This window comes from Halorubrum sp. ARQ200, assembly GCF_005435115.1.
Lineage (GTDB): Archaea > Halobacteriota > Halobacteria > Halobacteriales > Haloferacaceae > Halorubrum > Halorubrum tropicale.
In genome coordinates this window covers 79,999-106,252 of record NZ_SGTZ01000011.1, presented here as the reverse complement: position 1 = coordinate 106,252, position 26,254 = coordinate 79,999, and the positions used below count along the sequence as shown (strand labels likewise).

At 58.6% G+C, this 26,254-nt stretch carries 19 protein-coding genes and 3 pseudogenes; 11 read left to right on the top strand and 11 right to left on the bottom strand.

Translation table 11 applies throughout. The annotated features are described in order from the left end of the window. Positions 1 to 145: 145 nt before the first annotated feature. Both EXE50_RS12875 and EXE50_RS17780 read right to left on the bottom strand, forming a co-directional pair. On the bottom strand, positions 146 to 3,058 hold the full coding sequence (locus tag EXE50_RS12875) for a PAS domain S-box protein (protein WP_137705261.1): 2,913 nt from the start codon (positions 3,056 to 3,058) through the stop codon (positions 146 to 148). A gap of 78 nt (positions 3,059 to 3,136) precedes the next feature. Further along, positions 3,137 to 3,540: pseudogene (locus EXE50_RS17780) on the bottom strand (VapC toxin family PIN domain ribonuclease). A gap of 1,376 nt (positions 3,541 to 4,916) precedes the next feature. Here EXE50_RS17780 and EXE50_RS12865 point away from each other — a divergent pair. The 4 genes from EXE50_RS12865 to EXE50_RS12845 all read left to right on the top strand — a co-directional run bounded on the left by EXE50_RS12865 (position 4,917) and on the right by EXE50_RS12845 (position 10,220). Beyond that, entirely contained in the window at positions 4,917 to 6,230 is a 1,314-nt protein-coding gene (locus EXE50_RS12865; RefSeq protein WP_137705260.1) for an RNA-guided endonuclease TnpB family protein, read from the top strand. Positions 6,231 to 6,552: 322 nt separating this feature from the next. After that, positions 6,553 to 8,097: a bacterio-opsin activator domain-containing protein gene (locus tag EXE50_RS12860; RefSeq protein ID WP_137705259.1), complete on the top strand. Its 1,545-nt coding sequence runs from the start codon at positions 6,553 to 6,555 to the stop codon at positions 8,095 to 8,097. A 147-nt stretch (positions 8,098 to 8,244) separates the two neighbouring features. Next, on the top strand, positions 8,245 to 8,589 hold the full coding sequence (locus EXE50_RS12855; protein ID WP_121600574.1) for a winged helix-turn-helix domain-containing protein: 345 nt from the start codon (positions 8,245 to 8,247) through the stop codon (positions 8,587 to 8,589). Positions 8,590 to 9,182: 593 nt separating this feature from the next. After that, positions 9,183 to 10,220: a HAMP domain-containing sensor histidine kinase gene (locus tag EXE50_RS12845; protein ID WP_121600572.1), complete on the top strand. Its 1,038-nt coding sequence runs from the start codon at positions 9,183 to 9,185 to the stop codon at positions 10,218 to 10,220. A 93-nt stretch (positions 10,221 to 10,313) separates the two neighbouring features. Here the strand turns inward: EXE50_RS12845 and EXE50_RS12840 are convergent, their stop codons facing one another. Beyond that, positions 10,314 to 10,886 carry a response regulator gene (locus EXE50_RS12840; RefSeq protein ID WP_121600594.1) on the bottom strand — a complete coding sequence of 191 codons (573 nt, stop codon included), beginning with the start codon at positions 10,884 to 10,886 and terminating at the stop codon, positions 10,314 to 10,316. 242 nt (positions 10,887 to 11,128) lie between these two features. Continuing rightward, positions 11,129 to 11,617: a winged helix-turn-helix domain-containing protein gene (locus tag EXE50_RS12835; protein ID WP_137705258.1), complete on the bottom strand. Its 489-nt coding sequence runs from the start codon at positions 11,615 to 11,617 to the stop codon at positions 11,129 to 11,131. 115 nt (positions 11,618 to 11,732) lie between these two features. Between EXE50_RS12835 and EXE50_RS12830 the strand changes: the two genes are divergently transcribed. Continuing rightward, positions 11,733 to 12,533: a hypothetical protein gene (locus EXE50_RS12830; RefSeq protein WP_137705257.1), complete on the top strand. Its 801-nt coding sequence runs from the start codon at positions 11,733 to 11,735 to the stop codon at positions 12,531 to 12,533. A 152-nt stretch (positions 12,534 to 12,685) separates the two neighbouring features. Then, positions 12,686 to 13,009, top strand: coding sequence for a hypothetical protein (locus EXE50_RS12825; RefSeq protein ID WP_137705256.1), 324 nt, complete (start codon positions 12,686 to 12,688; stop codon positions 13,007 to 13,009). 361 nt (positions 13,010 to 13,370) lie between these two features. On the opposite strand, the gene EXE50_RS12820 is transcribed toward EXE50_RS12825, so the two are convergent. Then, positions 13,371 to 14,255, bottom strand: coding sequence for an IS1595 family transposase (locus EXE50_RS12820; RefSeq protein WP_137705255.1), 885 nt, complete (start codon positions 14,253 to 14,255; stop codon positions 13,371 to 13,373). A gap of 535 nt (positions 14,256 to 14,790) precedes the next feature. Continuing rightward, positions 14,791 to 16,260 (bottom strand): orc1/cdc6 family replication initiation protein, encoded by a 1,470-nt coding sequence (locus EXE50_RS12815; RefSeq protein WP_369333733.1) that lies wholly within the window; start codon positions 16,258 to 16,260, stop codon positions 14,791 to 14,793. Between the two features lie 831 nt (positions 16,261 to 17,091). Here EXE50_RS12815 and ppk2 point away from each other — a divergent pair. After that, positions 17,092 to 17,982 (top strand): polyphosphate kinase 2, encoded by an 891-nt coding sequence (ppk2, locus tag EXE50_RS12810; RefSeq protein WP_137705254.1) that lies wholly within the window; start codon positions 17,092 to 17,094, stop codon positions 17,980 to 17,982. Between the two features lie 138 nt (positions 17,983 to 18,120). Here the strand turns inward: ppk2 and EXE50_RS12805 are convergent, their stop codons facing one another. From EXE50_RS12805 to EXE50_RS12790, 4 genes and pseudogenes are all read right to left on the bottom strand, one after another. Then, a complete protein-coding gene (locus EXE50_RS12805; protein ID WP_137705253.1) occupies positions 18,121 to 18,399 on the bottom strand; it encodes an amphi-Trp domain-containing protein in 279 nt (92 codons plus the stop codon). A 444-nt stretch (positions 18,400 to 18,843) separates the two neighbouring features. Beyond that, positions 18,844 to 20,142, bottom strand: a complete 1,299-nt coding sequence (locus EXE50_RS12800) for an MFS transporter (RefSeq protein WP_137705252.1) — start codon at positions 20,140 to 20,142, stop codon at positions 18,844 to 18,846. A gap of 516 nt (positions 20,143 to 20,658) precedes the next feature. Further along, on the bottom strand, positions 20,659 to 22,728 hold the full coding sequence (gene nasA, locus EXE50_RS12795; protein ID WP_137705251.1) for an assimilatory nitrate reductase NasA: 2,070 nt from the start codon (positions 22,726 to 22,728) through the stop codon (positions 20,659 to 20,661). Between the two features lie 142 nt (positions 22,729 to 22,870). After that, positions 22,871 to 23,527 (bottom strand): annotated as a pseudogene (locus tag EXE50_RS12790) (arsenic resistance protein); the annotation flags it as partial. A gap of 12 nt (positions 23,528 to 23,539) precedes the next feature. On the opposite strand from EXE50_RS12790, the gene EXE50_RS12785 reads away from it, so the two are divergent. The 4 genes and pseudogenes from EXE50_RS12785 (at position 23,540) to EXE50_RS12770 (ending at position 24,988) form a co-directional block, all read left to right on the top strand. Beyond that, on the top strand, positions 23,540 to 23,899 hold the full coding sequence (locus EXE50_RS12785) for a universal stress protein (RefSeq protein WP_137705250.1): 360 nt from the start codon (positions 23,540 to 23,542) through the stop codon (positions 23,897 to 23,899). An 80-nt stretch (positions 23,900 to 23,979) separates the two neighbouring features. After that, positions 23,980 to 24,210, top strand: a pseudogene (locus tag EXE50_RS17775) (hypothetical protein); the annotation flags it as partial. Positions 24,211 to 24,301: 91 nt separating this feature from the next. After that, on the top strand, positions 24,302 to 24,553 hold the full coding sequence (locus tag EXE50_RS12775; RefSeq protein WP_053772389.1) for an AbrB/MazE/SpoVT family DNA-binding domain-containing protein: 252 nt from the start codon (positions 24,302 to 24,304) through the stop codon (positions 24,551 to 24,553). Then, positions 24,554 to 24,988 (top strand): PIN domain-containing protein, encoded by a 435-nt coding sequence (locus EXE50_RS12770; RefSeq protein ID WP_121600559.1) that lies wholly within the window; start codon positions 24,554 to 24,556, stop codon positions 24,986 to 24,988. A 37-nt stretch (positions 24,989 to 25,025) separates the two neighbouring features. Here the strand turns inward: EXE50_RS12770 and EXE50_RS12765 are convergent, their stop codons facing one another. Next, on the bottom strand, positions 25,026 to 25,949 hold the full coding sequence (locus tag EXE50_RS12765; RefSeq protein ID WP_137705249.1) for a MarR family transcriptional regulator: 924 nt from the start codon (positions 25,947 to 25,949) through the stop codon (positions 25,026 to 25,028). Positions 25,950 to 26,254 lie beyond the last annotated feature (305 nt).

Sequence of the window (26,254 nt, the reverse complement as noted above, 5' to 3'; positions counted from 1 at the left end):
ACCCAACTACGAGAGAGTCAAAAAAAGAACGTGACGTCGTAGGTTGTATTGATCGTAATCGTAGTAGAACGTATCACCTGCGAAGAATTTCAACAAAGCCGAACGAGCCTGTTTGGAACCGGGACTGCTACTTCATTTACAGCCGTCAACGCAATACATTTGGTAAAGAAAGGTGAACGGCAGTTCCGCCATCGGCGGGCCGCTCGAACTCGATACCGCCACCGAGCTGCCGAACGCCCCAGTTGACAAGCCAGAGGCCGATTCCATGATTGTGCTGGAACGGCGACTCACCGTCAGCTTGGAACGGAGTGAGCACGCGGTCGGGGATTCCGGGTCCGTCGTCACGCACCGTGATTCGCGTCTCCTCATTGGCCGTAAACGGCGTCGTCTCAATTTCGACTTCCGGGGAGTCCCCGCCGTGTTCGACGGCATTCTCGACGAGTTCACTCAAGACCAACCGAAAGACAGCTGTATCGGCCGGTGCGGGAGCCTCAGCGGAGGACAACTGAATCGTCGCTTCGTCGTGAGACTCACGGAGGTCGGCGACGACGGACTCCAGTACCGTTCCAACCCTGCGATTTTCCGGGTCGTTGTTGTCCTGAAGCATCTGACTGGCGGCACGCGCTTTACCGCTTAGTTCCAAGAGGCCGTTCGCAATGTTGTGAACGCTTTCGGCGTATTCCCGGACGGTCTCGTCTTCCGCCGTCTCCTCAATTGTAGCCGTGTATCCCAAGACCGCGTCCATATCGTTCCGCACGTTGTGTCTCAGTACACGGTTCAACACTTGTACACGCTCTTCGCGGTCGCGCCGTCCAGTGACGTCCCGAGCGATAGTGACCACACGCCGCTCGCCGCCAATCTCTGTTAGGGTCGCGTTAACCTCAAGCCATACGACATCGCCGCTGGCGGTCCGCAACGCCCACTCGATATCCCTCACCGGGTCCCCGGATTCGGCCACGTCGCGGACGACTTCTCCGATCGTGTCCGCATCGAATCCGAGTGCTGTCGCCGTCACCTCTTCCGGGTCCATATCGATGATCGTGTCGCGGTCATACCCGAGGATCGCACACATGGTGTCGTTGACGTCGACCAGCTCCGCAGTCTGCGGGTCGTAGATTCCGATCACGTCCGTCACGCCGTTGAAGATCTGTTCGAACTCTCGTTCGCGACGCTTTCGCTCCGTGATATCACGCTGGATCGACAGGACTCGCTGTTCACCACCGATCTCAGCCGTCGCCAACGTGACCTCGATCCATGACTGCTCTTCGTCCGGCGGGGTGAGTTTCCACTCGATGGTCTTCGGTTCACCCGAACGGGCGACAGCCTGAATCAGTTCTTTACCGCGTTCCGCTGTGTACCCGTCCTCAGTTGCGCTGAGACCCTCAATACCGAGTTCGCGAACATTTTCAATATTGTCGCATCCTGTAAGCTCGAGGTACGAATCATTCACACTGGCAAAAGAGAGCGTCTTTGGGTCGAAAATGGCGATAGCGTCGTTGACGCCGTTGAAGATCTGCTCGTACTCTCGCTCGCGGCGTCTCTGTTCGGTAATATCGCGTATCAAGCCGAGAACACGGCGCTGTCCGCCTACGGTTGCGACTGTGAGGTTCGCTTCGACGAGACGGTGTTCTCCGTCGGCAGTCTCGATGCGCCACTCAACGGTCTCATCCTCCTCATTCTCGGCTACATCGGTAATGAGATTTCTTGCTCGTGAACCGGTATACGCCTCATCAGGGACACTGAGACCGTTGATCCCCTGTTGAAGGATCGTATCGTAGTCGTACCCAAACAGCTCAACGTAACTGTCGTTCACATCGACTATTTCACCCGTGTCGGGGTCGTGGACTGCGATCGCAGTGGTAACGCCGTTGAATATCTGCTCGTACTCGCGCTCGCGACGTCGCGCGTCGGTAACGTCTCGAATGACCCCCACGATCCGATCAACGGCACCGCCTGGACCGCGGCTCGGATAGCCGCGTACCTCAACCCAACGTGTCTCACCGCCTACGCGGAGTCTGTGACTGAACGTGTACGGGCCCGACTCCCCCTCGCGGATATGTTCGCTCATAGCGATGAGATCCGAGCGGTACGCCTCGCGGTCATCCGAGTGAACAGCGTCGAGAACGGCCATCGGGTCATCATACAGGCGTTCGACCGGTTGGTCGAACAAATCTGCGTAGGCCTCGTTAATAAAGAGAACCTCCGAGAGGTCCGCACGTGCTAGATATACGACCTCATCGATATGAGTCGATATCTCGCGGAGCTGACGGCGCTGCCGTCGACGGTCGGTTACGTCCGTGGCGGTCGACAACACCAGTTTCTGGTTGTCTATCGTGACTGTCGTCAACGTTGCTTCGACCCAAACGTGTTCGCCGTCAGCCGTCTCAAGCGGCCATTCAAGTGGACCGATAGTTCCGCTCTCGGTGGCGGAGGTGATAACTTCCATGGCAGCGGCCTGATCGTACCCGTCAATGCTCGCAGTGTAGTCGCCAACCTGCATCGAAATGAGCTCAGCTCGGTCATACTTCAGCAACTCACAAAGCCGCCGGTTCGCATGAATCAACTCTCCCGTCTGGGGGTCATGAAGTGTGAGTGGCTCAGAGACGTTGTCGTAGATGGTCCGGTAGTCGGGGGTCGGCTGTACCTCCGTCGCGGTGATCACCCGCTTGAGCACTGTCGTCGGCGACTGGACCAGCAGTTCCCACGGGAGATACTCCGATACACCGGCCTCAAGCACTTCAGCGATCAATGCTTCTGTAGGGGCGACGTACACCACCGGAGGAACGGAGTCACGGGCGGCGTTCCGGACCGCCCAGTTGCTGACCTCGGTCAGTGACGCGGCTGTATCGGCATCTGTCCGGTCGGCGGTGCTCAACTCAGGCGTTACCGCGGCAATCACACAATCGAACTCATCGACTGAGCCGGGAGCGTCACGTGCGGCAGGTGCTATCGAAACGGCCACATCGAGCGAATCTTTCGCGTCTCGGAGTGTCTCTTCGACCGACGCTGGCCCCACCACGCCAATCGTCGGGTGTCGTTGCGTGAAGGCCTCGGGCATTCTCTCTGTGGGTTGAGGTTTATGGAATAATAACGCTACGCCCGTGCTGGGCCGGTGGACGGCTAATTTACCAGAGTGTCACCCGAGTCCATAGGGGTTTGTCGCGGTATCGAGTCGGTCGACATCCGCGGCGGCGTCGAAATCGTCGTCGAACGCGTAGAGGTAGCCGAGTACTTCTGCTTGTATGTACGCGACAACCGCGGCATCAACGAACGAGAACTGCTCGTACTGCCGAAAGAGTCCTTTCGCCGTGGCAAACCCGTCCGACGTGAGCGAGTCGATGTGAATCCACGCATTCTCGTCGAGTCGATTGAAAAATCGACGGCGGCGGAGTGCCCAGCGTGCGTCGTCAGGCCGTTCAACGTCTCTGCGAGCACATCGTCGACGATCACCTCCTCGGGGAGGTCAGGTGAGTCGATTCCCCTTGCGGTACAAGTGTCGCGGACAATCGTCGCCAAGATAGAAGCAAGGCAATCACCCAGAACACGGTCCAGAGGTTCACGAGGAGCGGTGAGCCGAGTAGCCCCTCACTAGCCAAGACCCCGGATGCGAGCAGTGGATTTGCGATTCGCAGTACGGCAATTAAGAATAGAACAAACGGAATGAGAAGCATCCCGGTAAAAATAATCCACCGCCGTCGCTCTGACAGTACACTAGCGGCCCGGTATAGTGGGGGACCAATAAGTAGCAGAACGATGCTGAGGCCGACAGCGAGGCGCACGGTCGGATCAACGGTCGGGAAGGCTCCACGCAGGATGACCATTTCGTCACCTCCGGACTGCGCCACGGTGTACAGCCGACCGAAGGGCATTGTCGCGAAAACGAGACAAAATCCAACGGACCGTTTGACCGGTGACTCTGCCGGATTCAATAACCGATACCCGATCCACATCAACCCGTAGCTCCAGAGGAGTCCTGCGAGTGGTGCCAGAACAATTTCCGGCGTTTTCGAACAAGCGAGCCGCCAACTGTTGAAATTTCGTGGGCCCCACGCACCACAAATGAGACGACCGACCCCCGTGTGCGCGATCTCGTGGATCTCGTTGTGTACAAAGAGTAACGCCACGAACGCGACGACCCAGCGGCTATCTCCGTTGAAGACTAGTGGTTGCTCAGAGTCCATGGACGGTAGCCGACCCACGGCACGATTCCTCCGTTAGTGACTGTCTGTCCGTACTGAGAGCATGTGATCTCCGGGTGAGAGCGGCAGAGTAGTTAGCTCGATCGGAACCACAGCGACCCGCATTAATTATCAAGAAACAAACTTTTCTGCGAAGAGACGATGACTGATAATGTTCCAGTATCATGTGGTTCTGTACGATAATCGCGTTAATAATGGCTAATAGAGTGTTTCGGGAGCAGAAACGCAGAATTCGATGAGATAAATCTGACCCAATAAGGATCAGGGTGAGCGAACTGTAAACCCGAAATTCCCACCGGTCGGGGTTCCTCTGCGTTTACACGGAGAAGGATGTCAATCAGTGGTTCCACACCACTCTGAGTGAACTAGTCGGAGCAGAACGGGTTTTCACGGCCAGAAACTCGGTCTTCGCTATCATTAGCTAACGTCGTTTGAGAACGGTATATGGAAACACAGAATGACGTTTCCAAGTCAAAGACAGGAGTGAGAGAGGTGTCTCTGAGTGTGGGGAGTGCGGTGGCACTTACAGCAATAAGTGTTATCGCCGCATTTGCGTCAATTATAAGGAGCAAGGAGAATACCCGCGCCTTCAGGCGCGGGATGAATCCGACGACCCATTCCACAGTCCACCGTCGATAGCACCGCAGGATATTCATCCGGTCCAATCCCAATATTTACAAATAAAACGAGTATAAGCGATTATACAGGCGTTCCACGATGCTGGAAGTCCATCGCACCTATCAAGCGACAATCCGCAACCACTCGCAGGTCGTGGAGTCGCTCGACCAGCACGGGTGGAGTGCCAGCAAACTCTGGAACGTCGCCAACTACCACTCCCGCAGCGTGTGGGAGGAGACGGGCGAGATTCCCGACCACGACGAGTTGAAAGACGAGTTGAAGACCCATCCCAACTACAAAGGACTACACAGCCAGTCCAGTCAGCGGGTTCTAGAGGAACTCGCTGAAGCCTTCAACTCGTGGTACGGCTCCGACGATGAACGAGACAATCCGCCCGGCTACCGAAAAGAAAACTACTACGACGACGAGGGTCGCCGCGTCCACGAAGAACACCCCCGTTCGACGGTGACGTGGAAACAGAATGGCATCCGTCACGACACCAAGAACAACCGCGTTCGCCTGTCAAAAGGCGCGAATCACAAAGAACACCCCCGAGCGCGGGAATACATCCTCGTCGAGTACGAGACACGCCCCGGCGTCACGGTTGAGAACCTACAACAAGTTCGCGCTGTCTACGACCAATCGAAGGAGCGATGGGAGTTACACCTCGTCTGTAAGGACGAGATCGAGACCCCCGACGCTCCCGGCAACGAGACAGCGGGTATTGACCTCGGCATCAGCAACTTCGCCGCCGTCGCATACAGCACCGAGGACGCTGACCTCTACCCCGGCAACCGCCTGAAGCAGGACGGCTACTACTTCCCGAAGGAGATCGCCAACTGCGACGACAGCAGTGGCGACAGGGCCACGCGACTCCATCACAAGTGGTCGGAACGCCGTACCCATCTCTTCCACAGTCTCGCCAAACACATCGTGGAGAAATGTATCGAGCGTGGTGTGGGTCGCATCAACATCGGGGACTTGGAAGGTGTACGCGAGAACGAGAACGGCAACTCGAAGAACTGGGGCAAACATGGCAACCTCGATTTGCACGGGTGGGCGTTTGACCGCTTCACCTCGATTCTCGAATACAAGGCGAAGGTCAAGGGAATCGAAGTCGTGGAAGTGTCCGAGCGCGACACGAGTAAGACGTGTTGCGTTTGTGGGAGAGAAGACGAGAGTCAGCGTGTCGAACGCGGCCTGTATGTGTGTGAGGACTGTGATGCTGCGTATAATGCGGACGTGAATGGGGCGGAGAACATCCGTCTCGACATCAACGAAAGTAACTCCGAGTCTGCGCCCGATTTGGGTGGAGATAAGAGTACCGGCTGGTTGGCACAGCCAGCAGTCCACCTGTATGACCTCTCCTGCGGATTCCAACCGCAACGAGAGGTGGTGGACTGCAAACCCTAATATCCCAACTACGGTCGGGATTCCTCCGTGTTCACGCGGAGGAGGATGTCAATACAGCAGTTGCGGGTAGTGAGGCTATAGTTCCGAGAATCACAACGTGCCAGACTTGAGAAATTAGACGGTCTTGGGTGTTCAAGGGCATATGCTGTATTCTACAACTATACCTATAATCCACTTCTTGGGTTGCTCACTCTGAAACAGTGACAGAACAACACCGGTGTTAGTGACTAGGATATACGCTCGTGAACCGCGGATCAACCGGACGACACGTATATACTGGCCGACGGGAAAACACTGATACAACGGGGAGGTCCCCACGTGAATGGAGTTGGAACATCGTCTCGCAGAAGCACCGATGGGAGTTATCACCGTCCGAGATGGGATGGTGCGCGCGTGGAATGATAGGGCAGCCGATATTCTTACAACTGACACACCCGACGATGAGCCAATTGCTGAGGTGTTTCCCCAGTCTGTCAAAGGGTCTCTCACCAAGGCGTTCGAAGGGACATCGGTATCTGATGTAGCATTCGAAGAGTACTATCCAGAAGTTGACCGCTGGCTGTCCGTGTCAGTTGTTCCTGACGGCGATGCAGCAACTGTCTACGTCACCGACATCACTGAAAAACGCACCAACAGGCAAACGATCGAACGGCTTCGTTCGGAGTCCGAGCGGGCCGAGATGGTCGATACGCTGATCGCCGACGTGCTTGAGGGGTTGGTCGGAGCTACGTCCCAAGACGCGATCATGAAGACAATCCGGAACCAACTGGGAACATCGGACCAGTATCGATTCGTATGGACTGGCGAGTACGCAGTCAGCAGTGACGAACTCGTCATCACCGGCGTTGCGGGTGAACAAGGAGAGCTATTTCCAGCCGTTCGCGAGGCGATAAAACAGGGAGAGGCTACTCCAGAACGGCGAGCGGTCACACAGCAACACCCAACGCTGGTTCAGTCGTTGAGCGAGAACCCATCAGTCCCGGACGCAGTTCGGGCCGCCGGATTCGCAGACGGAGTTCAGTCGGTGTTTGCGCTCCCGCTGGTGTACAGCTCTAGCGTGTACGGCGTCGTCGGTGTCTATGCTGGAACCGAAACCGCATTCAGCGATCACGTACAGGCCAGTTTTGAGACACTCGGCGAACTTGCCGGGTACGCGATCAACGCAACACAGAATCGGAAGCTGTTGCTTTCCGACACCCTCACCGAGGTTACGTTCGGACTCACAGAGAACTCTCCGCTGGTACGTGTGAGCGATACTTGCGATGCGGAACTCACACTTGAGGGGACGGTAATGGCGAGTGATACGGGTCTCACGTGTTTCCTGTCGGTATCGGGTGCCAATCCGGACACTGTCGCCAAGACCCTTGAAGCGCTTCCGAGTGCTCAGGATGGTCGTGTGATCCGTCAATCGGACGCAGAGCGCGGCCGGATCCAGGTGACGCTAGGTGAGGAGGTTCCGCTCATTACAGCAATCAACCGTGGTGCGACAATACAGGGGGGGATGTTCAATGGTGATAACAGCCAGCTGATCGTCGAACTGTCTCCCGACGCAAACGTGCGTCGGCTGGCAAACGTGCTCGGCGATGACGGACCGGCACCCGTTCTCGCACGGCAGGACAAAACCCGCTCACCGACGACCGCGCGGGAGTTCCGGAACGAACTCAATGAACGGCTTACTGACCGACAGGCAACCGTCTTGCGAACGGCGTATCTCGCGGACTACTTTACTTCCCCGCGTGGAAGTACGGCCGAGGAGGTTGCGACATCGCTCGGGATTACCGGATCGACGCTGCTCCACCATCTCCGGGCGAGCCAGCGAAAGCTGTTGGACGCATTCTACGACGAACACGACGACAGTAGCGGATAGCGGTCGCAATTCGCCGGGTCGTAGCCAATCGGCGTGCAGCCGATTGCTCTCACACGAAGACGAGTCTGGATAGTTAGATATCCTCGCTGCGGAGACTCTGAATACTGAGCATATTCCATCAAGGGTGTTCCGTTACATCATCGTCACATGGCAGTGCGACACAAGTCGCGCGGCGACCGGACTGAGGAACCGACCGACGAGCTATCGACGGAAGAGCTGCTCGACCTCTTCGGAGACGAATACACCCGGCGAGTGTTCGAGGCGGTCTCCGAACAGCCTCGCGGCGGGCGCGCTGTCGCGCAGGCCGCCGACGTCTCTCGGCCGACGGCTTACCGGCGTCTCAATGAACTTCGGGACGCCGGATTGGTCACGAGCGAGTGTTACGTCGCACCCGACGGCCACCACCGGGAGCAGTTCAGCGCCTCCGCACAGCACCTTTCCGTGTCGCTCGACGGTGGCGATATTGAGGCGTCGGTCAGTCTGAGTTTCTAGGACTGAAGGAACGCTTGGTCTGCCCACATGAGCACACGCTTGCGGCCAGTCAGTCGTATCGGGTCTGAGGTCTCGATCAGCGGGGCGGCAGTGCGCGTGGTTGTGACAGCGGTAATGGTTCTACCGGGTATTATTCTGGTTCAGAAACACGCCAACATCAATATATGATCGTATACTGATGGTCTGGTATGTCGCAATCAGCGAATGTATTCCGCAGTCCGGTCGTCCGTTGGGGGATACCCGCTATGACGGCCACGATTATCGTAGCTATCGCGTTCCTCGTTGTTGAAGATCAGACACTTAGATTAGCGATGGTGGGGGTTGCTGTCGCTGACTTCCTTGTCACGCCACAGATACTGAAACGCGCTGCTCGGAGCGCATAGCTGGTTCCCAATATAGATAGTTTCATTTAGATATAAAATCTATTATAAAAAAGAGTGTTTCTGACATAGAAGCAAGAAATAATGTTAAACAGGTAGCCGGGCCAAAGTGATGACAGGTGTTGTATCGGGTGGTGGTCCGACCAGTTACTATGCGTACTCGCACGGAGAAGCGGGCGCGGTAACAATACCAAATAGAGATGTGAGCAACCGATGAGTGACGATCGTCACACGGCAATTCCGTTACGTGAGTTCCCAGACCCTGCGCTCGCATACACCGTCGACGGTGACGATGCTCGCGTGACTGCCACGAACGATGTCTTCAAGAAGCAGTTCGAACAGGATCTGGTGGGCGGACGCGTGTCGACGATATTCGACCGGTTCAACAGCTGCGATACGACCGGTGATCGAGAGCCAGTCTCACATCTCGTCCGCGGCGATCGGATCGGCATCCGTCTGGACGGATACGGCAACCGAGGCCCGTTCTTTGCTCGCGTAATCCCGTCAGATGACGACACCGGATACCTCGTGTTTTCTGACCTTCGTGAGTGTCCCGACGAAGGCTATTCACCGGGTGTTGATCAAGTGAGCAGCGTTATCAGCCACGACCTTCGGAACCCGCTCGACGTCGCGAAGGCCCACCTACAGGCAGCAGAGGAGACCGGTGACCACGAACACTTCGAGTCGGTCGCAGACGCACACGATCGGATGGAACAGATCATCCGTGATGTCCTAACGCTGACGCGCGATGATGCTGTCGTTCAACCCACAGAGGAAGTCGCAATCGAAACCGCTGCGAGAGACGCATGGGAGTCGATCGATACCGAACAAGTCGAGCTGACGGTTTCGGAGTCGCTGCCGACGGTTATCGCGGACTCCGATCGGCTCCAACGGTTGTTTGAAAACGTGTTCCGAAATAGCGTTGAACACGGTGTCTCAACCGATGAAACGGGTAGCGAACAAACCACAGAGTCACCACCAAAAGGCCATTCGGGCGCCCAAGGCGATCAGACAGCTGAGAGCACGACGGTAGTTGTTCACCCAGTCGAAGGGGGGTTTTATATCGCAGACGACGGACCGGGGATCCCACCCGCGAAGCGTGACGTCGTATTCACTCCCGGGTATTCAACGCAGAGTGGTGGGACCGGACTTGGCCTAGCGATCGTCGACCGAATCGTCAAAGCACACGGCTGGGATCTGACGCTCACAGCAGCGGATGACGGCGGTGCGCGGTTTGAAATCACCTTTTAGTTAGCGGGAAAAGCACCAGAGGCCTCCTTGACTAGTGTAGTCGGGAGACGAGTCGGGTCAACATTCAGCCCGGGTCGCGTCTCTTGTCGGAGATCAGTACCCTTCGCGCTCAATACCGGTGAACTGATCTAACAGCTCGTCTGCGTCGGGGAGAAGCCGACAAATGCGGTCCCGTAAACTGTTGGCCTGCTCATCAAGCGACGAGAACTGGTCGTGGTCTTCGAGACGGTCCTGTGGCAACTCAGCGGCGATAACCGCTCGCTTCGATTCGACTCCGAAATACTGGCCGAGGAGTTTGTATGCGAGGACCTGACACTGCTGGTCGACAGCAGCCCTGATGTCTTCACGGTCGACCGGTTTACAGAGATAGTCGTCGAACGGTAGGTCGAGAAGTTCCAATCCCGGGTCGATAGCGGTCACCATGATAACCCGGGTGTGAATGTCGTACTCTCGTAGCTCACGGAGGATGTCGTCACCAGATCGATCCGGCATGTGCCGATCAAGGAGAATTACATCCGGCGGGTCAGACTCATCGACCGCAGACAACGCCTCAGGACCGCTGTAAGTGACCGTGACATCAGCCACTGCGTCCAGCCGGAGGGCGTACGCGTCGGCGACCTCCTTCTCATCGTCAACGAGCAGCACCCGCGGCCTGTCAACATACATATCGGCCGTCACGTAGTGTTAGTACTCACTACAGCATTTAATAACCCGGCTTCTGAGACAGTTTCTAGTGGGTGTACACGCCGAACGACAGTCTGCTTGGTTTCTCCCCAACCCGAAGGGTTGACAATCAACTGGCTACGTGTCACCGACCGGGGGGCGAGACGGAGGCGAGGTGGTTTCCCCTAGTCACGCCCCGGGACCCTCAGTCTCCAGCGTTGAGAACGATACTGTTCGACGACGAACTATGAATTTGTGCCACCATCGACGGCGTCGAGATCGGGCTCGTCGAACTCGAGTGCGTTCGCGACAGCGTCAGGAAGCTCTGGGCGAGGGGCCGATTCGTGGCGCTCGATTTTCTCGGTCTTGCGCGTGTTTTCGTAGAGCGCGCGTGCGACCGGAAGCCCACGGAGATACTTGTAGTCGTGGAGGACCTCGAGGCCCCGCTCCGTGAATCCGTAGAACTGGGAGGGGAGGTCACGTGTCCCCTCGCTTGGGTCGTACGTGTAGCGTGCGAGGAGCCCGGCGTCGATCAACGTCTCCAACTGGTCTTTGATGGCCGCCTGGCTCTTCCCGGTCATATACTCGAGTTCGGCGAGTGACATTAGATGGGCGGGATGGCCCAGCAGCTCCTGGATGATGAGATGGCGCGTATCCTGGGACAGCAGCTTGAACAGCCGCTGCTGTTCCGCGAACGGCCCTGCATCGGCCGCACCAGTGTCGGTTTCGCTCATACGTGCTGATACGAGGCAGGACGGTATAACAGTTAGGGTCAACCAAGTTGGTTAATTCAGAAAATACCAAAGTGATTCAGAAGCGATAAGCTGGTGTGGTTTGAATCAGCAGCTAATGACCGACCCAAGCCCGCCGCCGGACGCTGGGGAGATTATGACCGTTGTTCACGAGGCCGTCGGGGGCATCGAACTTGAGCCTGCAGAAAAACGGGAAATCTGGCGGTTCGCCCAGCGTGAATTGCCGTATCTCTGGAGTCAGCGGACATCGTATTTCATCTTGGGGAGCTATCGCGACCCCTATATCCGACGGCTTCGCGCCGTCCAGAACGAACTCACGAAGCAGCTCGGTGCCTATCCGTTCATCATGGGTGATCTCCTCGAACTTCCGACTGACCGCCTCAATACGTTCGATATCATGTTTTCGTTGCTCGCGACGTACAGCGACTACATCGTTGGGGTCTTTGAGAAGGAGAGTGGTGGGGAGGCGCCTGAATTGGGCGAGATTGATGACCCACCCTATTTCGACAAGTCGTACGTGTTCCCACGTGATTACGCGTGGGTGACTGACGAGAACCTTGACTCGAAACAGCACATCGTTCAGGCCGCCCTTGAGAGTGCGTTCGCAGACGATTTGCCGGCGGATGACGTCCAGGCAAAAGTCGAGTCGCTCGTTGATCGCGCCCAAGAGAGCGGTCTCGACATCGACGAACAAGAGGTGTGGGATGTGATCGACGACCGGACAAATGAGGGCGGAGAGCCAGTAACATACAGCTGGGTCCATCTCAACAAGTTCCGCAAATTCGAACTCCACGAACGGTGCTTCCCGTGGACGACAGGGGACGAACTCCGAACTCTGGTAGACGAACTCCCGTCCCCGACACCTCGTCCGGAGTGGGAAGAGCATGAGGGCCAGTGAATTATTGCCGTTGTTTTGACATCGACAGCGTTCTCGGGTTGCTATTTATCGATAGTTTGCTATTCATGCTCTTCAATCCGCGACGAGTCGATATCGGATTAACCAACAAATCTATGCCGATACGCGTTTTGTTGGTTAACACTAGATCGCAGATGTCCCACAAGCCACCAACGCCACCAACTGACCTCTCAACAGAGATGGTCGACACACTCAACAGCTACTCGCCTGAACAACTCCGGTACGTCGCACGCTACGCCGAGGCCTTGGCATCGCACAAGGCTCGTGGGGTCGCTGTCGATGAAGAGTCCGATGATGCCGAACGGGATGAGCGACCCGACGACTTCCCGGATGACGTCCCCTCAAAGGCCACGATTACAATCAAGGAGATCAATGACAACCGCTACTACTACTGGCAGTGGCGGGACGGAAACTCAGTGAAGTCAAAGTATAAAGGGCCGGTTGACCCCGACGAGTGACCACTCCTGTCCCCTAATCCCGTACACATCGATAGAGGGGTGTCGACGAGGATCGGGTAGGGAGAACAAATCGATACAGCTACTGGCCGAGTAGTTCGTATGACGGTCGCTCAACTTGAGAGGGATCGTGGTGTCGGTGAGCACGTGATATTTATCCGCCGAATATGTTCGTTTTGGCGGCTCTCACGGAGAATCACATATCGATAGAGGGGTGTCTATCGGAAACACTGGAAAATAACTAAACACCCGTGTATAAGTAACTTAGATATTAAGTGAGGCCTGATAACAAACTCCGAATACACATCGATAGAGGGGTGTATATCGGAAACCGTAGACGCTCTTGTGTAGCACATTGTTGATTTCAGAGAGTGGCTTTGACGGCGTCTTTGAGTGCTTCTCGTCCGGGTTTGCGGTAGAGTTCTCGTCTGAGTTGGAACGCTCGGAGATACTGTGTGAGGCGATCTTTTGAGATGCCTCGATGCGGCGAGAGCCACCGTCGCGCCAGCGACGCGTGGCTCTCGCAGGTGTTCACGTGGACCGTGTCGTCGGCGTATTCACCGTCTCCGTGAACGACGTATTCGCGGTCGAATTGCTCGTCTTCAGTAAGCGGATCGTACGCACGGAATCCGTCGGTATAGACAGTGAGAGGCTCCTGCTGGCGGTCAGCCAGCAGGAGCCGGATCGTCGATTCGTCTGCGGATTTCGCCGGCACAACGTACCGTTGCTCGGTGCCACGATCCACGAGGACGAACACGGGTGGTTTGTCTCGATCATACGTTCCGCGTCCGCGTCGTGAGAGGCCGCGAGAGCGCGACCAGCGATCGCGCTCGCGGCCTTTCAAGCCGGCAGAGACGTAGAACTCGTCAATTTCAACCGGGCCACGGAGATCGAGTGACGGCGCGTCGAGCGCTTCGGTGAAGCGCTCGACACGCCTGTGGATCGTTTTGTAGGTGACATCGATTTCGCACTGTAGTCGCCTGAGACTGGTGTTAAACCGCAAAAAAGCGTAGATCGAGAACAACCATTTGCGGAGTGCGATCTTCGAGTGAGCGAAGATCGTGCCAGTCTTATCGTTGAACGTGCGGTCGCAATCCTTACAGAGATACCGCTGAAACTGCCCGTAGCTGCCGTTTCTGACCGTTCGGTCAGAACGGCAGCGAGGACAGGAAACGCCGTCACGCCAGCGAACCTGCTGTAACAGGTCCGCTGCGACCGATTCCGACCCAAACACATCTAGCGGAATCATCCGTGTCGGACACCGCTGACGCGGTGTCCTTGTCCTCTTCGACACGACAGCGACAGCTCGCCAGTATCAACAATCTCCTACAGAAGAGCGACCGTAGAAAAATTATATTTCAGGGGTGGGGAGCACAATAGCCGACACATCGAACACATCGATAAAGGGGTGTTTATCGGAAATCATGGAGAAGTCTCATAGCCGGGGTGTGGGAGTACGATAGCCGACACACCGAACACATCGATAGAGGGGTGTCTATCAGACATAATGGAAAGTTTTCATATGCAGGGTGGGAGAGCACGGTAGTCGACACACCGAACACATCGATAGAGGGGTGTCTATCAGACATAATGGAAAGTTTTCATATGCAGGGTGGGAGAGCACGGTAGTCGACACACCGAACACATCGATAGAGGGGTGTCTATCAGAAACAATGGAAAATGGTCATAAGACAGGTGACACCGTGCCCCAAAAGACCACATCAATAACTGAAATGTCTACAAATAAGCAAGGCGAGTGCCTCGGGGCTTGACCCCGAGGCGGTTCACGTCTGGTTCCGGATCTGCGCTTTTACCACAGAGGTGACCTCTTCTTCAGAAATCGCCTCAATACGCGAATCTTCACGGAGTGTCTCGAGAATTGTCCCTGGACTTTCGCCAAACTGGAACTCAAGGAACATCCCCGAGCTAGGCCCATGGCTCCGTCGCTCGAAGTCGACCAGTGAGTACGTCGTGAGTTCTTTCATCTTATTGACGTACGTTTCTTGATGGTACTGATCCGCGTCAATGGCGTCGGTCAGGTATTGATACACACGATAGCCGGTTGTACTCCTGGCGCTCCCGCCGTCAGTTTGGGACGCAACGGCCGCGGTTGCGTACAGACAGAGCTTCTTTTGTGTACTGATACCACGAACGACCTCTAACACCCGATTCTTCTCGACTTTCTCCTGTGCGGTACGGACGTGTTTTTCGCTAACGCGGTTGTCGCCTTCACGCTCAGCCAGCTCGCCGGCAACCCGCATGAGATCGATCGCCTTCCTCGCGTCACCATGCGTCTGTGCCGCGAATGCCGCTGCGAGTGGAATCACATCATCGTCGACGACGTCGTCATGGAACGCATCCTGACGCCGTCGAAGAATTGCTTGGAGTTGGTTTGCGTCGTAGTCGTCGAAATGGACGTCTTCTGGGGTGAACGAACTGACAGCGCGACTCCCAACAGATTCCATCATTTTCGTGTCGTTTGAAATAGCAACGACGGAGATGTACGCGTCCAGTTCGTCGTTTGCCCCTGCCCGCGAGAGCTGATACAGGAGCCGTGAAAACGCAGGTTCTTGTTTGTCTCGCCGGCCAACGAGCATGTCCAGTTCATCGAGGACAAACACAACAGAGTCGAAGTGCTCGTTGACGATCCGGTAGAGCTCATCCCACTTCTCTTTCGTTGCCACGCCGTGTTTTGGCACCTCAACAGGGACACCTGCCGCATCAGCAGCCTGCTGAACGAGTTCATACACGGCGATACCAAGCGTGTCTAGATCCTGGCAGTTCACTTCAACAGTGCCAAACCGAATATCGCGGCTCTCACAGATACGGCTGATATTATGGCAAACTGCCTTCGTAATTAGCGATTTCCCTGTTCCAGACGGGCCGTAGAGGAACAGGTTTGGCGGTCGGTTATCCCCGAGCGCAACCCGAAGCATCTTGGTGACTTCCTGGAGTTGCTCATCACGGCCCACGATGCGATCCTCTTCAACAACGTAGTTCGGATCGAGTAGCTCTCGGTCCCGGATTAGCCCCTCCTGATTGTCAAATTCGAGGAGCATATCTTCGATCGACTGTGATGACCCCTCGGAATCTGCTCCTTCGTCAGGCTGTGAATCACCGTTAGTGACGTGAGACGATGACGCCTGTCGCGATGACGCCGGCTGTGGCATACTCGACAGGTCAGCTTGAGCCGTCATCTCGTCCTCCGACGGTCCCGGATCCTCTGCGGGATCATCGGAGTCGTCAGTACCCATAGGCCAATTGATACGCGCCTGTATGAAAAAGGTTCCCCACCTCTATCGAAGTGTGATTAGCCGTTTGAAACCTGCAATAACCGGTTAACCGCATAATATCCGTGAGGATGGGTTAACTGGCCGTAGCCGATGACGATGTGTTTCGCAACACGCGGTCGAAGACACACACCCCTCTATCGATGTGTTCGAAGTCTTCACGGGGTGGGGGTGTGACGAGATCTTGTCTGAGCTAACCGGACGATACAGCCCTCGTATCTGCTTAGAACAGAGAAGGGACGTTCTCGTTGTCTCATAATCACTCATATTGAGTCGGTTCTTCTCTTCTCTTCTCTTCTTTTAACAACACAAACACACACACCCCTCTATCGATGTGTTCGATGTGTTTCGGCCAGTGACAATGTGTCGCTAGAACACCGACAGAGGTACACTCGGCTTGAACACGATCATCCAGGGATAGAGAGACGCTATCGACATTATTTGCCGAACACGAGGTTTGTAGCAGAGAATCGAGCTTCTTCGCCGTTTGGCCTACTCAGTTAGAACACATCGATAGAGGGGTGTGTGTCTCATCGTGTCGGGCTCGTCGAAAGATGTCCGCCTTGCCGTCCGGTGAGGTGAAGACAGTCTCTCATCTGGTCTTCTATTATCAGATTGAGCCGCTCATCTTAGACCGTGCGATTGAGTCAATACGAAATAAAACAACTCTGAACACCGCACAGTCGGCCAAGCGACCTGCGTTTCGTGGGGATAGGGGTTTATCTATTACTACCATTGATACTCTTACATGTACGTATCAACGATCGGTGGCGGAGACGAGGAGCGGCAGCTCCCATGACCGAGCACCCGGTGTTACCGGCCGAGGAATCCGTGCTGACCACCGTCGACGAGGAGAATCTCTACAAGAAAAGTGGCAAGATTAAGAAAAAACACTACAAGCGAGAACTCGAGCGGCTTCAAGAAGAACTCGTCAGGCTCCAGATGTGGGTCAAAGAGCAGGGACTCCGGGTCGTCGTGCTCTTCGACGGTCGAGACGCGGCCGGTAAAGGCGGAACGATCCACCGAATCACTCGCCGGACGAGTTCCCGGGTGGTGAAAGTCGTCGCGCTCGGCAAGCCCACCGAACGAGAGCAGAGTCAGTGGTACTTCCAGCGCTACGTAGCGCACCTTCCGGCGGCCGGTGAGATGGTGCTGTTCGATCGGAGCTGGTACAACCGTGCGACTGTCGAGCGCGTGATGGACTTCTGTACCGACGAAGAGTACCAGGAGTTCCTCCGGTCAGCCCCCGAGTTCGAGCGGATGCTCATGCGCTCGGGGATCACTCTCATCAAGTACTGGTTCTCGATCAGCGATGAGGAACAGGAACGACGTTTCCAGAAGCGCAGTAACGACCCGAAACGCCGCTGGAAGCTCAGCCCGATCGACCTCGAAGCCAGAGAGCGGTGGGTCGAGTACTCGCGGGCAAAAGACGCGATGTTCACCCACACGGATACGAGTAACTCGCCGTGGCACGTGATCAACGCCGATATCAAGAAACATGCCCGGCTCAACTGTATCAGTCACCTCCTCTCACAGATCGAGTACGAGGACACCATGCCTGGGCCGACTGAGTTGCCGGACCGTCAGCAGGATCCCAACTACGAACGCCCGGCGATCGACGGCCAGAACTGGGTGCCTGCACTGTATGGGTCAAACCCATCGGCAGTCGACGTCGAACGGTCCTGATCGCGCGGGTCTCGTGTCGTGTGGTTGCCACTTTATACCCTCGCCCGATACAGGCGAAGTGTGTTCAGGCCACCTCTCGTTTCGATGCTCTGTGCCACGTGTTCAACATCGTATTGACTTCGGCTTGTAAGAGATTCCTCACCCGATATTGAGATCTCCAGTGCCAGTTCCGTCTTCGTCCCACTCCAACTCGAACTCGAGTTCTATCTCCGCTGATCCCCCAGACTTCGACGTTTCGCGTTCGACCTCGACCTCGAACTCGACGCGTCTCGGGGGAGTGAGTGTCACCGACTCGGTACCGGATTCGAGGGTGAATTCATCACCGGACTCCAAGTGGTCTGCGACGGTTCGAAGGTACTGTGCAACTTCACTTGTGTCCATGTTCCGTTCGAATTCGAACAGTGTTTCTTCGGCCATTCCTTAATCTACGATGGACAGGGTATTGAGTGTGAGTGTCTGTGCAACCCATGCCACAGTTGACGCATCTCTCTAAGCGCGGGAGGAGGTCGATGCTGGAGCAGGCTGGCTGTGCTTCAGCGCCCATTCCGCTGCAATCAACCTCCTTGAACACCTCCGGGGTGCGGACTACGTCGACTACAAGAAACTGGAGTCACAGCCGGCCTGACTCCGAGATTGGTGCGCCGGGTTCGGTCGATTTCGTGACTCGTATCTCCGCCAGATACGCGCACTCGGAGTCGGGCTGGCCGCAGCCGGCATCGCAGGCTACGTCATCGAAGCGGTCGAGACTGGAGACGACGGGGACGAGAGCGTGGAAGAGGCAGACGACTCACTCGCGTCTCCCTGATCGACGCCAGCGTACGGCTGTGAATCGGTGGTGATGCAGGGTGCGAGATGAACTCCTCAATCGTCAGTGACACGAGGCGCGTCACGCCGGCTGACGAGGCCGTCCTCGTTCGCGCGTTCGGCGACGTCCGGTTGGAACACCCACGCGGTCAGGGCGACAATGGGCACCATCGAGATGGCGACGAGTGCGTAGCCGACATGGAGGTTCGGCAGCACCGGTGCGGCGTACACGAGCGGGTAGACGATGCCGCCGACTGTCCCGACCCCGCCCACCACGCCGGCGACGGCGCCAGAGCTGTTCGGGAACATCGCCGGCACCTGCGCGAAGATCGCTCCCTCGGCGAACGCACAGGCCATCCCGACGAGAAAGCCGACGCCAACGGCGAGCAGGATCGTCCCACGTAGCCCTGCAAGCGTCATCGCGAGCATCGTGCAGACGACGAGACACAGCGAGAAGAACGTCCACTGCTCCCGGTAGCGACCGGTGAACACCGGGAGGATGTTCCGTTCTGCCCGCGCCAGTCGGTCACTGACGTAGCCGCCGATGGGGCGGAGTAGGCCAGCCGCAATGGAGAAGGTCGCCGCGAACGTCGATGCGATCACAAGATTTTGCGTGTCGAATCCCTCCCGGTAGTAGGTCGCCAGCCAGCCGTTCATCGACAGTTCGAGCCCGAACGTCATAACGTATGCGAGCGCCAGCACGACAGTGCCGTATCGCGTGGCAGTGAAAATCCACTCTCGGAGCGTCGCTCCCTGCTTCGTCGCCCTCCGTTTCTCGGTTGACCGAGCCGCCTCGCCGAAGACGTAGTAGACGCCCGCGAGGAAGATCGAGACGACGCCGGTGTAGAAGAACGCTGCCCGCCAGTTCGCACTGAACAGCGGGCCGTTCCAGCCGGCGGTGAACACGCGGGGCAAGACCAGTGCACCTGCTGCGGCCCCGGCGTTCCCAATACCTGCGTAGACCCCTTCTGCGGTACCGAGCTCCGACTCGGCGAACCACTCGGAAACGTGCTGGATGCCGATAACGAACGTGATGCCGGCCGTTGCGACGATCAGTCGCGTGCCGAAGAACACCGCGTACGACGCTGCGAACGCACTCCAAATCGAGAAGACGCCGACGTACGCGAGGACGATCGCGAACACGACCGGTGCACCGAACCTGTCCGAAAGCCAGCCAGTCAGGATTCGACCGAACGGCGCCAACCAGATTGCTGCACTCGCTAATACGCCGATTTCGGTGACCGTGAGGCCGAACTCCTCGGCTATCGGTCCGGTGAACGGTGCGAAGGAGAACCAGATGAGAAACGAGAAATTGAACCCGACAGTCGCCAGCAAGAGGGTCCGGTACTTCGTCATCCGTATCGGACTCTTCACTGCTGGTCACCCCTTGCCGCGCTGCGGTCAGATGGACCTGCTGGCCGCCGACGCCGTGCCGTCGCATATTCGCTAGTCGGGTCGACCGCATCGACCTGTCGCGTCGTCTCTCGTTCGATACGTCTCGCCGTTCGGTCCTGTTCGATGTCCGACATCGTGTGTGCAACGCGGTGCGTGTGCGGTTCGGTTTCGGTGGCGACACCCCTACAATCGGAATGCGAGTACCTTCTCCAGTACAGGACTGTCTGAAGTGCTAGCGAGACAAAAACCGGACGGAACTGCGACCAGTGTGTCGGCCACCTCCAGTCACGTCCCGCTGTCCGGTCACTTCCCCGACTCGTCGGCGCCAGTCTCACGTGGGTCCCGGCGCTCGCTCCGACACGTGTGTGTCCGTCCAGCCAGCCAGACGACATTCGGCTCGCTTCTCTGCGTCGGAGACGGTAACGTGTCCGTCTGGCGAGAGACAACCTGACGGTCGAATCGGTGGCTCGGAGTGTCTCACGACGACCGTGAGCTGTCGTCCGCACGGGACTCGAGCGGCGAGACAGCGACGGCACACTGTTTGAGGTTCGGCTCGGCCGACTCGGGATCGACAACCGGGAGCGTAAGTTTGTTCACCGCCGGATGGTGGATCGGAAGCCAGACCATCCCCGGCGGGATGGCGTCGTCTCGCTCGACTCGGCTCTCGACAGCCCCCCGGCGTGATTCGACCACTGCCCGATTCGACTCGAGCGACGCGGCGTGTGCCCGGATCGTCTTCGGGTGGATCCGTGCGACCGGGGGGTCGGCCTCGTCCGCTCGGGTTCGCACGCCGGTGTTGTACGCGTCGGCCCGGCGGGCAGTCGTGAGGGTGAGGGGGTATGACTCGTCTGTCGGTTCTGCGAGGTCGTCGTGTGTTCCTCTCGAGAAGTGTGCCAGATTCGATGGCGTCGGAAACGACCAGTCCCCGTCGGTCAGGTAGCGGTAGCCCCCCTGTGTCTCTCCATCCGGCGCCGGCCACCGGACGGCCCCGTCGGTGTCCAGACGCTCGTAGGTGATACCAGACAGGTCGGCAGACGTCCCGGCCGTCAGCGCTGCCAGTTCTGTGAAGACCGCCTCGGGATCTGGAGTCGTGTGCTCGAAGAGTGACAGCCCCATCCGATTGGCAATCTGTGCGATGATACTGATGTCCTGTCGGGCGGCCCCCGGCGGCGCCGTCGCTGCCCGAACCCGTGAAACAGTCCGCTCCATGTTCGTGACAGTCCCCTCTGACTCTCCCCACGTCGCCGCTGGGAGGACGACGTCGGCGAGGTCGGTCGTCTCGGTCCGGAAGGCATCTTGCACGACGAGAAACGTGTCCTCGAGCGCCGCCCGGACGACCGACGCGTCCGGCATCCCGGCGACGGGGTTCGTGGCGACCGTCCAGCAGGCGTCGACCGGCCCGTGCCGGAGTGCGTCGACAACGCCGACCGGACCGGGTCCGGGGTCGGCCGGCAGATCGGCGGCCGTGACGCCCCACGTCTCCGCGACCGCGTCACGGTGGTCGGAGTCCTCGAACGGACGGTGTCCGGGCCAGGTGCCCTTCGCGGAGCAGACGCGCGCGCCCATCGAGTTCGCCTGCCCCGTCAGCGAGAACGGACCGCTCCCCGGCCCGAGGTTGCCCGTCGCGAGACAGAGGTCGATCAACGCTCGCGCCGTCGCGGTCCCCTGGACGTTCTGGTTGACGCCCATTCCCCAGTAGACGAGCGTCGGGTCGGCGAACGCCTCGGCTAGAGCCGCGACCGTCTCGACAGTCACGCCGGCGGTGTCAGCGGCCGCCCCCACCGACGGGAGGCGCGCCGCCAGCGCGTCGAAGCCGGTCGTCACTCGCCCGACGAACTCCTCGTCCACGGCGTCGGCCTCGACGAGAGCCGCTAGGACGGCCCGCGCGAGGGCCAAGTCCGTCCCTGGCTCGGGCCGCACGTGTCGGTCAGCGTCCTCAGCCGTCTCGCTGTCGACCGGGTCGACGACGATGAGCCGACTGTCCGGGTCGGTGGCGCTCTCCGCGATCCACCGGTACAGGACCGGGTGGGCGACAGCCGGATTCGCTCCCCAGATCAGGTGTGTACGCGCCGCTGGGATGTCGTCGTACGTCGGTGGCGGCGCATCACTCCCGAACGTCTGGTGGTAGGCCGTGACCGCCGAGGCCATGCAGAGCGTCGTATTCGCGTCGTAGTAGCGCGTTCTGAAACCACCGCGGGCGAGTTTGCCGAGGGCGTACGCCGCCTCGTTCGTCTGTTGGCCGCTACCGAGCACGGCCACGCCGTCGCGGCTCGCCCGCAGTGCGGTTTCGAAGCGTTCGGCTATGATGTCCAGCACGGTGTCCCAGTCGGTGGCAACGAGGTCACCGCCCTCGCGGACAAGCGGGCGCGTCACGCGCTCGCCACCCGAGACCGTCTCGTCGATTCCACGCCGGCAGGCTTGGCCCCGTGTGACGGGATGTGTGGGGTCGCCGCGGACAGCGACGAGGCCGCGGTCGTCCTCACCGTGCTGCTGAAGACCGCAACCGACCGCACACCGGAGACAGGTCGTCGGCGTCCACTCGCTCATCCGTCCGGATCACCCTCTGCCATCGCCACGACAGTAGCCACAGGACGGGGTCCGCACCGCGGTCGACGTCGCATACTGGGCACACTACCCTTCGTAGGTCGTGCGTCCTGAACCCGTCGAAAGCCGTCAGGATCGCGCGTCGTCAGACGATCTCCGCGACCGCCTCCCGGAGACTCAGCCCCTCCCCGACGACGTCCCGGCGGTAGTGCATGTACACCGCGCCGAGCGGCGGCTGGAGGATGTACGCCAGCGCGATGGGGAGGACGGCCTCGGCAGGCACCGACCCGGCCGCGACGACGATGGCCACCGCGATGGAGAGGTTGCGCATGCTCGTCGCGTACACCAGCGCGATGCCGCGCTCGGTGTCGAGCAGCGCCCGCCCGAGTTCCGCGCCGACTGCGAGGAGAACGGCGTAGAAGAACACGAGCGGGACGATAGTGCTGGCAGAGGCGACGGGGTCCGCGAGGATGCTCTGTGAGCACATCGTCATCGCGATGAAGACGATGAACATCACGCCAACGGAGCTCAGGCCGCCGAACGTCGGCTTGAGTCGCTTGAACCCATCGGAGCCGTACTGTCGGAGCAGCACGCGGCGCGTGAGGTTCCCGGCGACCATCGGGAGCACGACGACCTGTGCCAGCTGGTGGTACAGCGCCGTCGGGTGCAACGCGACCGAGGCAGGCACGAGCATCGAGAGGTACGCCGGCAGGATGGCGACGGCCGCAAGCAGGTTCACGTCCATCGCGACCAGCGCGGCCTCAAGGTCGCCGTCGGCGAGCCCGGTCCACGCGGCGGTCATCCTCGGGAGGTCGTGTTCGACCGCTTCAACCCCGACGTGGTGACGGTCCTGTTCGTCTACGACCCGGGAGAGGCGGGCTACGAGGCACCCGACCCCTTCGGCACGGACACAGAACTCACAGAACTGGCCGCTGAACGCGCTGAGGAGGTGTTCACGTCTTTCGAGGTGCCCAGGGCGTCGGACACGACGGTTCGGACGGTCCACGAGGTTGGTCACCCCGCCCGGACCGTCGTTGACCACGCAGCCCGCGACGACGTGGACCACGTCGTCGTCGGGAGCCACGGCCGTGAGGGCGTCTCGCGTCTCCTGCTCGGGAGCATCGCGGAAAAAATAGTTCGTCGGTCGTCCGTTCCCGTGACCGTCGTCCGGTGACGGAGTCGTCGGCTTATCGACTGTCGACCCTCCGTCACTTGTGCCGTTGACCCCGCGATTGTGGGTCCGCCCGGGGTGTCGTCGCCGAAGCGATGGACGCCTTACTCCTCTCGAAGGGTGGCCGCTACGAGGTACAGTCTGCGTCCGGGAACCGGTACGAAGTCGACGTCATCGACGAATCGTGTACCTGTCCCGACTGGCAGCAGCGCTCACCCGAGGGCGGCTGCAAGCACCTGCGCCGCGTCGATCACGAAATCAAACGGGGCCGTGTTCCCCGCCCAGACGGCCGGCTCCCAACGACCCCATGGTAGATCACCATCCTCTCCGCCGGAATCGCTCTTCTGGTACTGAGTAGTGTGGCGGCACACTAGGCTTTTCACGGCCCGTCACATATCGGGAGACATGAGCAGCGACAGAATTGACGCCGAAAGCAAGGTGTCTGGCAATCAGGCGAACATTCCGGCCCGGATCCGGCGTGAACTCGATATCGACGATGGCGATCAGCTCCGTTGGCATCTCGAAGACGATGGGAGCATTCGGGTCCAAGTGGTCCAACAGCAAACGGGCACGTTCGCCGACTTCGACGGCTACGCTGGTGAGGAGTCGACCGATGTAACGAGCGAGCATGACGCCTGGGGCGTCGACGTCGAGTAAATGCCTCGTGCACTCATTGATACGACAGTCCTCTTTGCCGCCGCATACCGGCGGGATAGTTCCCACGATGCCGCGCTTCCCGTGCTCCAGGGCATCGACAATGGAACACTTCCGGAGGCAGTCGTGCTCGACTACGTACTCGCTGAAACGCTCAACGGCCTCACGACCCACGCCGGCCACGACGCAGCCGTCGATCTCCTCGATCGCATCGAAGAAAACGCCCGCTTCCACATCGACTCACTCACCACCGACGCCCTCGCGACAGGGAAGGCCCTCTTTCGCCAACACGAACCCCTCTCGTTCGTCGACGCCTGCATTGTCGCGTATATGCAAACCGAGGGGCTCGGTTACCTGTATGCGTTTGACGACGATTTTGACGCTGTCGAGGATGTCTACCGACTCGATACAGCAACGAATCCCTACGATCCAAACTGACGCCGACTGACGCTACAGCTGGTGACGAGGTTCTGTCTCAGGATAGTGGCACCCCATAGTCAGCCGCCAGCTTCTGGAACTCGTCCCACGCCGGGAGCTGCTCGTCATCAACCTCGCCGTACGTCTCGAGGTAGCGGAGCAGGGCGTCGATTTCGTCTTCGAGGCCATACTTCGCCGCCTGCGCTCGGAGGTCCGCCTCGTCGACGTCGACGTGGCTGAGCAGGAGGAGACAATACGAGCGGTGGCGGCTGGCGTCGTCGATCAGTAGTGTGTGACAGCAAAGTTCCGCCAACGAGACTGCGTCGAGATCCTCGGAGTAGACGTAGTAGCGATGGCCGGTGAGCAGGAACTGGAGGTCGAAAGCTGCGAACCGAGCAAGGCCAGTTTCGTGGAACCCCTCTGCGTCGATCTCCGTCTCTGCCTGCGCGAGGAATTCGTCGTAGTCCTCCCAGAGAATCGTCCCCTTCGGGGCAACGGCTTCGAGACGCTGGCGATGTAGATGATGTACGAGTTCCCGGGCGAACTCGTGGAGACGGTCGAAGTCGGCGTTGAACTCGTAGTGGCCGTCGGCTGTCCCGACAAGACCCCGGTCGCGAAACCGCTTGAGGACTCGGTTGACCGTGTTGCGGTAGTTGTCGCTCCGGTCAGCGATTTCGGAGACAGTTCGCGGCTGGTCGAGGTAGTACAGCACCGTGAGTGCCTTGCCGGTCAGCAGCTCGGGGAACTCGATGTGGGAGTGCTGGCGGACGAGGTCCTGATAGAGCTCGACGGCGCGAGCATCCGACGGGACGACGCGTTTTCGACGGCCGTCGCGTTCCGTGTAGACGAGCCCCTTCTCGACGAGGTCGGCGACGGCACGGGAGAGGTAGCTCTCGCTGTGGTCGAGCTTCGTCGCGAGTTCGGAGATCGTGTCGCCGCGGTCAACCGTGGCGAGGACCTCAAGTTCGATACGCCGGAGCACGGTGTAACATAGTACGAAATTACTTTATAAAGAAGTTTCAAGTAGCGTTACAGCCAGCGAGTACGGGAGCCGTCCCCACCGTCTTAACCAACAAAACCACGGATTCGCAGCCGCTGTTGGTTAAGACTTGTCAGTAGAGCCAAGTACGAGGACATCGTCCGTGGAGGCGACATTCGGGCCAACGAACTGGTCCGTCGCGACGGTGACTGGTGCGTTCGTCTGGTTGTCAACCGAACTGTAGCCGTTCGAGACAAGTCCGACGATACAGTATACGGTGCGGCACCGTAGGCGCTGTCCTTGGCAAG